The organism is Pelagibius litoralis (genome assembly GCF_011683915.1).
Classification (GTDB): Bacteria; Pseudomonadota; Alphaproteobacteria; order Kiloniellales; family Kiloniellaceae; genus Pelagibius; species Pelagibius litoralis.
This window is the reverse complement of record NZ_JAAQPH010000020.1, coordinates 95,810-103,733: the sequence shown is the minus strand read 5'-3', so window position 1 is coordinate 103,733 and position 7,924 is coordinate 95,810. Positions and strand designations below refer to the sequence as shown.

Below are 7,924 nucleotides of genomic sequence, written 5' to 3'. Positions count from 1 at the left end.
CCTCGTCCGCGCCAATCTCATGCACCGAAAGCGCATCGACCGCCTGATCCAGTCCGATCCAGAGCCTCCGATCAACCCCGATCAGATGGTCCTCCAGTGGGCCTAGTCTTAACCGGACACCAGTGGGACAAGCCCGAGCATGACAGTGTTGTATAGGACCCGGTCGCTAATACCCCCGCGCCATGTCCACCACGTGGCGCAGCGGTTCGCCGGCCTCCTGGCGGTGGATGTTGGCGACGACTGCCTGACAGGCACTTTCCGGCAAGGTCATGCTGGCCACATGGGGCGTCATGAAAACCTTCGGGTGCTCCCAGAAAGGATGGTCTTCCGGCAAGGGCTCCTCGCGGAAGACATCCAGGGTCGCCCCGCTCAGCCGCCCGCTCTCCAGTGCGTCCAGGAGATCCTGTTCGACCAGGTGCCCGCCGCGCCCGACGTTGACCACGGCGGCGCCCTTCGGCAACTGGTCGAAGACCGCGCGGCAGAGAATGCCTTCGGTCTCCGGTGTCAGCGGTAGCAGGCAGACCAGGATATCGGTCTCGGCCAGCAAGTCGCGCAGACCCTCTTCGCCATGATAGCAGTTGATGCCCGGCAGGCTCTTGGGCGTGCGGCTCCAGCCCGCCAGCTTGAAGCCGAAGAGGGCCAGCTTCGCCAGTGCGTCACGCCCCAGCACGCCGAGGCCCATGACGCCGATCTGACGTGCCGCGGCGGCGACCTGGGGGATTTCCTCCCAAATCCTGGCTTGGCGTTGCAGGGCATAGTCCTGGGCGAAGCGATGGTGGCCGAGCACCGCCAGGGTGACGTATTCCGACATACCGGCGGTCAGCCCCGGCTCCACCATGCGCACCACCGGTACGCCTGCGGGCAGGTCCGGATCGCTGGCCAGATGGTCGATGCCGGCGCCGATGGAAAAGATCGCCTTCAGGTTGGGATAACCCTTCAGCTCGCCTTCCGGCGGTTTCCAGACCAGAGCATAGTCGATCTCCGCCGGATCGCCCTTAAAGGGCCAGGTATGGGTTTTCAGCCCGGGGTAGGCAGAGGCCAGGGCCTCGGCCCAGGCGTTGCCGCGATCGATGTCGGTCTTGATGAGAAGGGCCACGATGATCCTGGATCAGGGAAAGGGAGGAGCAAGGCTAGGGATAGCCGGAACAGGCTCTAAGTTGCCACAACCCCTTCGACCGCTTCCAGTTCAAAAGCCGCTTTCATCAGCGCCTGGGTATAGGCGGCCTGCGGTGCATCGAAGATCTGCCCGGCGCTGCCCTGCTCCACCACCTTGCCGCCGCGCATGACGATCACCTCGTCGGCCAGGGCGCGCACCACCTTCAGGTCGTGGCTGATGAACAGGTAGGCCAGGTTATGGCGCTGCTGCAGGTCGCGCAGCAGGTCGACGATCTGCGCCTGTACCGACATGTCCAGGGCCGATGTCGGTTCGTCCAGCACCACGAAGCGCGGCTTCAGCACCATGGCGCGGGCGATGGCGATGCGCTGGCGCTGGCCGCCGGAGAATTCGTGGGGATAGCGGTGACGGCTTTCCGGATCCAGGCCGACTTCCTGCAAGGCCGCGATGATCATGGCCTCGCGTTCGTCTTCGTTGCCGCCCATCCCGTGGATCTTCAGGCCCTCGGCGACGATCTGGCCGATGGAAAGGCGCGGGCTGAGCGAGCCGAAGGGGTCCTGAAAGACGATCTGCATGGACCGGCGCAGCGGCCGCAGCTCCTTGGAGCCGAGCCCCTGGATCGTCTGGCCGTCGAACTGGATCGCCCCTTCGGAAGAAAGCAGCCGCAGCAGCGCCAGGCCCAGGGTCGTTTTGCCGGAGCCGCTTTCCCCCACCACGCCGACGGTGTGACCGGCGCGCACGGAAACCGAGATGCCGTCGACGGCGCGCACATAGTCCACGGTGCGCTTCAGCACGCCCTTCTTGATCGGGAAGTAGACCTTCACCTCGTCGCCCTGCATGACAACAGGCGCCTCGGGTGCCGCCTTCAAGGGTTGGCCTTTGGGTTCGGCCGCCAGCAGGCGCTGGGTATAGGGGTGTTGCGGGCGCTCGAAGATCTCCTCCTCATTGCCCTGCTCGACGATCTCGCCCTGGGTCATGACGCAGACCCGGTCGGCCATCTTGCGCACGATCCCCAGGTCGTGGGTGATCATCAGCATGGCCATGCCCAGTTCCTGCTGCAGCTCCTTCAGCAGCTTCAGGATCTGCGCCTGGATGGTGACGTCCAGAGCGGTGGTCGGCTCGTCGGCGATCAGCAGGTCGGGTTCGTTGGCCAGGGCCATGGCGATCATCACCCGCTGGCGCTGGCCGCCGGAGAGCTCGTGGGGATAGGCGTTGAGGCGTTTGATCGCATCGGGAATGCCGACCAGCTTCAGCAGCTCCAGGGTGCGTTGGCGCGCCTGGTCCTTGTTCATGCCCTTGTGCAGGAACAGGATTTCGTTGATCTGCTTTTCCACCGTGTGCAACGGATTGAGCGAGGTCATCGGTTCCTGGAAGATCATCGAAATCTGATCGCCGCGCACCTTGCGCAAAGTCTTTTCATCGGCGCCGATCAGTTCCTGCCCTTTGAAGCGGATGGAACTGCCGCTGGGGTGCTTGGCCAGGGGATAGGGCAGTAGCTGCAGCACCGAAAGCGCGGTCACCGACTTGCCGGAGCCGCTTTCGCCCACCAGCGCAACCGTCTCGCCCTTGGCGAGGTCCAGGGTGACGCCCTTCACCGCGTCGGTGGCGGCGCCGGGCATTTGAAAGCGCACGCCGAGGTCGCGGATCTGCAGAAGTGGGTCCATCAGTCGTTCCCCCGGGCGGCGGCGGATGCCGGCGGCACCTCTGTGGCGGTTTCTTCCGGCGGCGTCGCCCCGGCAAAGAGCTTGCGCGGATCGAAGGCGTCGCGCACCGCTTCGCCGATGAAGACCAGCAGGCTCAGCATGATGGCGATGACCATGAACCCGGTCAGCGCCAGCCAGGGCGCTTGCAGGTTCGCCTTGCCCTGGGCCAGCAGTTCACCGAGGGAGGGAGAGCCCGGCGGCAGTCCGAAGCCAAGGAAATCGAGCGCTGTCAGGGTGGTCACGGATCCGGAGAGGATGAAGGGCATGAAGGTGATGGTGGCCACCATCGCATTGGGCAGTACGTGGCGATACATGATCGCCGCATTGGAGGCGCCCAGCGCCCTGGCGGCGCGGACGTAGTCGAAATTGCGGGCGCGCAGGAACTCCGCGCGCACCACACCGACCAAGCCCATCCAGGAGAACAGCAACATCAGGATAAGCAGCGGGAAGAACCCGGGCGTGATGACGCTGGCCATGATGATGAGCAGGTAGAGGACCGGCAGGCCGGACCAGATTTCGATGAAGCGCTGAAACAGCAGATCGGTCCAGCCGCCGAAGTAGCCCTGCACCGCCCCGGCGATGACGCCGATAACCGAGGAGATAATCGTTAGGGCGAGACCGAAGAGGATCGAGATGCGGAACCCATAGATAACCCGGGCGGCGACGTCACGGGCCTGGTCGTCGGTGCCCAGCCAGTGCCGGCTGTCCGGGGCTGTGGGCGCCGGACTGGCGAGATCGAAGTCGATGGTGTTGTAGGCAAAGGGGATCGGCGGATTCAGGATCCATCCCTTTTCCTCGATCAGCTCGACGACGAAAGGATCCTTATAGTCCGCTTCCAGCTCAAACTCTCCGCCAAAGACCGTTTCGGCATAGGTGAAGAAAACCGGTGTATAGGGCTCGCCGTCGAACCAGATGAACAGCGGCCGGTCGTTGGCGATCAACTCGGCGAAGAGGGAAAGCACGAAGATCGGCACCAGAATGAGGGTTGCCCAATAGCCGCGCCTGTTGGCGCGGAAATTCCCGATGCGGCGCTGATTGATCGGCGAGATACGAAGACCGAAGAACCGTCTGTCGTGTTCGTTTTTTGGCGCCGCTGAAACCGTCACCTCAGGTCTCCCGGCTTTCGAAGTCGATGCGGGGGTCGACGATGGTGTAGGTGATGTCGCCGACCAACTGCATGAGAAGGCCAAGCAGGGTAAAGAAAAAGAGTGTCGCAAACATGATCGGGTAGTCGCGGTTGAGGGCCGCTTCAAACCCCAAAAGCCCCAGTCCGTCGAGAGAGAAGATCACCTCGATCAGCAAGGCGCCGGTGAACAGGATCGAGACGAAGGCACCGGGGAAGCCGGCGATCACGATGAGCATGGCGTTGCGGAAGACGTGACCGTACAGCACCTGTCCCTCGGTCAGGCCCTTGGCCCGGGCGGTCAGCACATACTGCTGGCCGATCTGGTCGAGAAAAGAATTCTTGGTCAGCATCGTCAGGGTGGCGAACCCGCCGATCACCAGCGCCAGGACGGGCAGGGCGATGTGCCAGAGATAGTCGAGAACCTGCTGCAGCGGACCCAGATTGTCGAAGTCGTCGGACACCAGGCCGCGCAGGGGAAACCAGTCGAGGTAGCGCCCGCCGGAGAAGACGACGATCAACAGCACGGCAAAGATGAAAGAGGGGATGGCGTAGCCGACGATCACCACGCCGCTGGTCCAGACATCGAAGCGGCTGCCGTCCCGGGTCGCCTTGGCGATGCCGAGCGGAATGGAGATCAGGTAGACCAGCAGGGTCGTCCAGAGCCCCAGGGAGATGGAGACCGGCATTTTTTCGATAACAAGATCGACAACGCGACGGTCCCGGAAATAGCTTTCGCCGAAATCGAATCGCAGATAGTTGCCCATCATCAGCAGGAAACGCTCATGCAGCGGCTTGTCGAAGCCGAACATGCGCTCGATCTCCTTGATCACTTCCGGGTCAAGGCCGCGGGCGCCGCGGTAGGTGGTATTGGACCCTTTGTCGCCGGCGCCTGGATCAGTCTGTTGGCCAAGATCCGATCCGCCGCCGGAGAAACGTTCCGTCGCACCCACTGCTTCGCCGCTCAGCTCCGCGATCAATTGCTCGACCGGGCCACCGGGCGCCAGCTGCACGATGGCGAAGTTGATGATCATGATCCCAAGCAGGGTCGGGATGATCAGAAACAGGCGCCTGACGATGTAAGCTAGCATCGGCGCATCAAGCTCTGGGCAGACGGCTGCACGGGGTGCCGTCTATCAGTTCGTGAGCTTGGCGGCACGGGCTTCATCGTACCACCAGGTGGTGGAGAAGCCGGCGCCGTAGCGCGCGGTTTTCTCCGGCATGCCGAACTTGTCCCAGTAGGCGAACCAGACTTCGTCCGGATAGTAGATCGGCACCAGATAGTGATTCCAGAGCAATACTCTGTCCAGGGCGCGGGTCGTCGCCTTCAGGGTCTCCAGATCTTCAGCCGAAATGATCTTCTCGATCAGCTGATCGACGACAGGGTTCTGAATGCCCATGGAGTTCGCGGAGCCGCGCAAGCCAGCGGCGGCGGAGCCGTAGTAGGACCGAAGCTCGGTTCCCGGCGGCGGGAAGAAGTTCAGCCGTCCCGTCATGATATCGAAGTCGAAGTCATCGCCGATGACCTGCCATTGGGATGGGTCGACCAAGCGGATCGAAGCGTCGATACCGGCGCGCTGCATGGATTGAACGAAGGGTTCGGCCATGCGCACGGTCGGCGGCGATGCGGTGATGATCTGCAGTTGGAACTGCTCGCCGGTCTCAGCATTGACCAGTTTCTTGTCGCGCAGCTCCCAACCTGCTTCCTTGAACAGAGCCACCGCCTTGCGCAGATTCTGGCGGTTGCGCCCGCTGCCGTCGGTCTTCGGCGGCTCGAAGGTTTCTGTGAGCACTTCCGGCGGAAGTTGGTCACGGAAGGGCTCCAGCACCGCGATCTCTTCGGGGGTCGGCGGTCCCGAGACGCCGAAGTCGGAGTTGGGGAAGTAGCTCTTGATGCGCTTGTATTGGCCGAAAAGCAGAGTGCGCTGGATCGCTTCGAAGTCATACAGATTCAGGATCGCTTCGCGGACCCGCCTGTCCTTGAATTTCTCACGCCGGTTGTTGATGAAAAAGGCGCCGATGCCGCGCGGATTGTTGTTGGGTTTTTCGATTTTCTGAATCTGTCCGTTTGCCACCTGCGGAATATCGTAGCCGGTGAACCAGCGCTTCACCTCTCCTTCGCCGCGATAGTCGATCTTGCCGGCCTTGAAGGCCTCGAACTGAACGGTCTGGTCGCGGTAAAAGTCGTAGCGGATGATGTCGAAGTTGTAGCGGCCCCTGTTGATGGGAAGGTCCGCGGCCCAGTAGTCCTCCACCCGCTCGTAGACGATGTTGCGGCCGGGCTCCAGGCTCTTGATCCTGTAGGGGCCGGAGGTGAGCGGCGGCTCCAGGGTCGTCTTTGATATGTCGCGCGTCTCCCAATAGTGGCGCGGCTGGGGCGTTGCGCTGGCGACGATCATCAGGGGTTTCATCGTGTCGCGGGTGCGGAAGTTGTATTTGATCCGGCTGTCGGAGAGCACTTCCGCACTTTCGACATCGTCATAGAAGGATTTCAGGAAGGGACGGCCATGTTCGCGAATCGTCTCGAAGGTGAACTTGAAATCGCCGGCGGTAATCGGCACGCCGTCGTGATAGCGCGCTTCCGGGCGGATGTTGAAGATCGCCCAGCTTTTGTCCTCCGGAAACTCGACGCTTTCGGCGATCACGCCATAGGCGCTGACCAGTTCGTCGCCCGAAGCCTCCATAAGGCTGTCGTAGGTAAGCCCGATGGAGGAGGGAAAGTCGCCTTTGAGGATATAGGGATTGAGGGTGTCGAAGGAACCGAAAGCCCCCAGGGTGATGTTGCCGCCTTTCGGGGCATCCGGGTCGGCATAGGGAAAATGCTCGAGACTTTCGTCGTAGAGCGGTTCGCCAAACTCGGCAATGGCCCAGGCCTTGGTGATTTTTTGTTCGGCGGTCGCTGAAAGAGGGACGAGCGCCGTGACGCAAAGAACGGCCAATGCAACGGCGCTGCGCCGTGGCAGGCGGGGTGTTTCAATCATTCTCGAGTCCCTTTCCGCTTCACCTGACAGCATCGCGTCGGCTGCATATGGTTCAAGCTTTGGTCCCTGTTCACGTTGGGATTCTAAACCGATTTGGGCGACGAATCCTCTTAAACAAGCCTGCTCGCCCTATTGTTACGGCTAATTAATCCGCCTGCAGCAAGAAAATGTGGGGGTTTCAGGCAGTACGGAGCAGGGCGACGGCCTGATCGTGGCAGGCCGGGTCGCCGGCGCAGAGCACCCGGCCGTCGGACTGCAGGGTCAGCGGCGCGCCCTGCCAGTCGCTCATCACGCCGCCGGCGCCGGCGACGATGGGGGCGTGGGCCAGGTAGTCATAGGGCGCCAGGTCGGCCTCCACGACGATATCGGCAAAGCCGCTGGCCAGCAGGCCATAGTTGAAACAGTCGCCGCCGTAGAGGGTCAGCTTGGCGCTGTCGCGCAGGCGCTGAAAGGCCGGGCCGTTGGCACCCTGGAACATCTCCGGCGCGGTCGACAGGATGGTTGCCCCGGCCAGTTGCGGGCAGGGCCTGACGCGGGCTTCGCGGCTGCCCTGCCGGTCGGTAAAGAGGCTCGGGCGCCCGGCAATGCCCAGCCAGCGTTCCTCCAGGATGGGCATATCGATCACGCCCAGGATCGGTTTGTTGTGATGCAACAGAGCGATCAGGCTGCCGAACAGCGGGTTGCCGGTGATGAAGCGCCTGGTGCCGTCGATCGGGTCGAGTACCCAGACGAAATCGGCGTCCGGGTTCTCGGCGCCGTATTCTTCGCCGAAGATGCCGTGGTCCGGATAGGCCGCGCCGATCAGCTTGCGCATGGCCGCTTCGGCTTCGCGGTCGGCGCGGGTGACCGGGCTTTCGTCGGCCTTGTCTTCGATGGCGAGGCCCTGGCGGAAGTACTGCCGGGCGATACCGCGGGCGGTCGTGGCCAGCGCGCCGGCCAGATCGATGAATTCCTGGGAACAGGTTTCCTCGGTGACGCTCATATTTTCCGTCATCTTACGGCG

General features: G+C 62.7%; 6 protein-coding genes. All 6 read right to left on the bottom strand.

Annotated elements, in window-relative coordinates; translation table 11 throughout:
• Window positions 1-166: 166 nt before the first annotated feature.
• On the bottom strand, window positions 167-1,096 hold the full coding sequence (locus HBA54_RS22170; protein WP_167228799.1) for a 2-hydroxyacid dehydrogenase: 930 nt from the start codon (window positions 1,094-1,096) through the stop codon (window positions 167-169).
• Between the two features lie 56 nt (window positions 1,097-1,152).
• A complete protein-coding gene (locus tag HBA54_RS22165; protein ID WP_205944830.1) occupies window positions 1,153-2,778 on the bottom strand; it encodes an ABC transporter ATP-binding protein in 1,626 nt (541 codons plus the stop codon).
• Window positions 2,778-3,923, bottom strand: coding sequence for an ABC transporter permease (locus HBA54_RS22160; protein ID WP_322096088.1), 1,146 nt, complete (start codon window positions 3,921-3,923; stop codon window positions 2,778-2,780). The genes HBA54_RS22165 and HBA54_RS22160 overlap by 1 nt, the downstream gene beginning before the upstream one ends.
• Window position 3,924: 1 nt before the next feature.
• Window positions 3,925-5,031: a microcin C ABC transporter permease YejB gene (locus tag HBA54_RS22155; protein WP_167228797.1), complete on the bottom strand. Its 1,107-nt coding sequence runs from the start codon at window positions 5,029-5,031 to the stop codon at window positions 3,925-3,927.
• Window positions 5,032-5,076: 45 nt separating this feature from the next.
• A complete protein-coding gene (locus tag HBA54_RS22150; protein ID WP_167228795.1) occupies window positions 5,077-6,921 on the bottom strand; it encodes an extracellular solute-binding protein in 1,845 nt (614 codons plus the stop codon).
• A gap of 178 nt (window positions 6,922-7,099) precedes the next feature.
• The gene (gene hisN, locus HBA54_RS22145; RefSeq protein ID WP_167228793.1) at window positions 7,100-7,903 is read right to left on the bottom strand and encodes a histidinol-phosphatase; all 804 of its coding nucleotides are present in this window, start codon (window positions 7,901-7,903) and stop codon (window positions 7,100-7,102) included.
• Window positions 7,904-7,924: the final 21 nt, after the last annotated feature.

What these genes read in the sequence shown, in the direction of transcription:
- HBA54_RS22165 (WP_205944830.1), bottom strand. Translation starts at nt 2,778, where the DNA reads ATGGACCCACTTCTGCAGATCCGCGACCTCGGCGTGCGCTTTCAAATG.
- HBA54_RS22155 (WP_167228797.1), bottom strand. Translation starts at nt 5,031, where the DNA reads ATGCTAGCTTACATCGTCAGGCGCCTGTTTCTGATCATCCCGACCCTG.
- hisN (WP_167228793.1), bottom strand. Translation starts at nt 7,903, where the DNA reads ATGAGCGTCACCGAGGAAACCTGTTCCCAGGAATTCATCGATCTGGCC.
- HBA54_RS22150 (WP_167228795.1), bottom strand. Translation starts at nt 6,921, where the DNA reads ATGATTGAAACACCCCGCCTGCCACGGCGCAGCGCCGTTGCATTGGCC.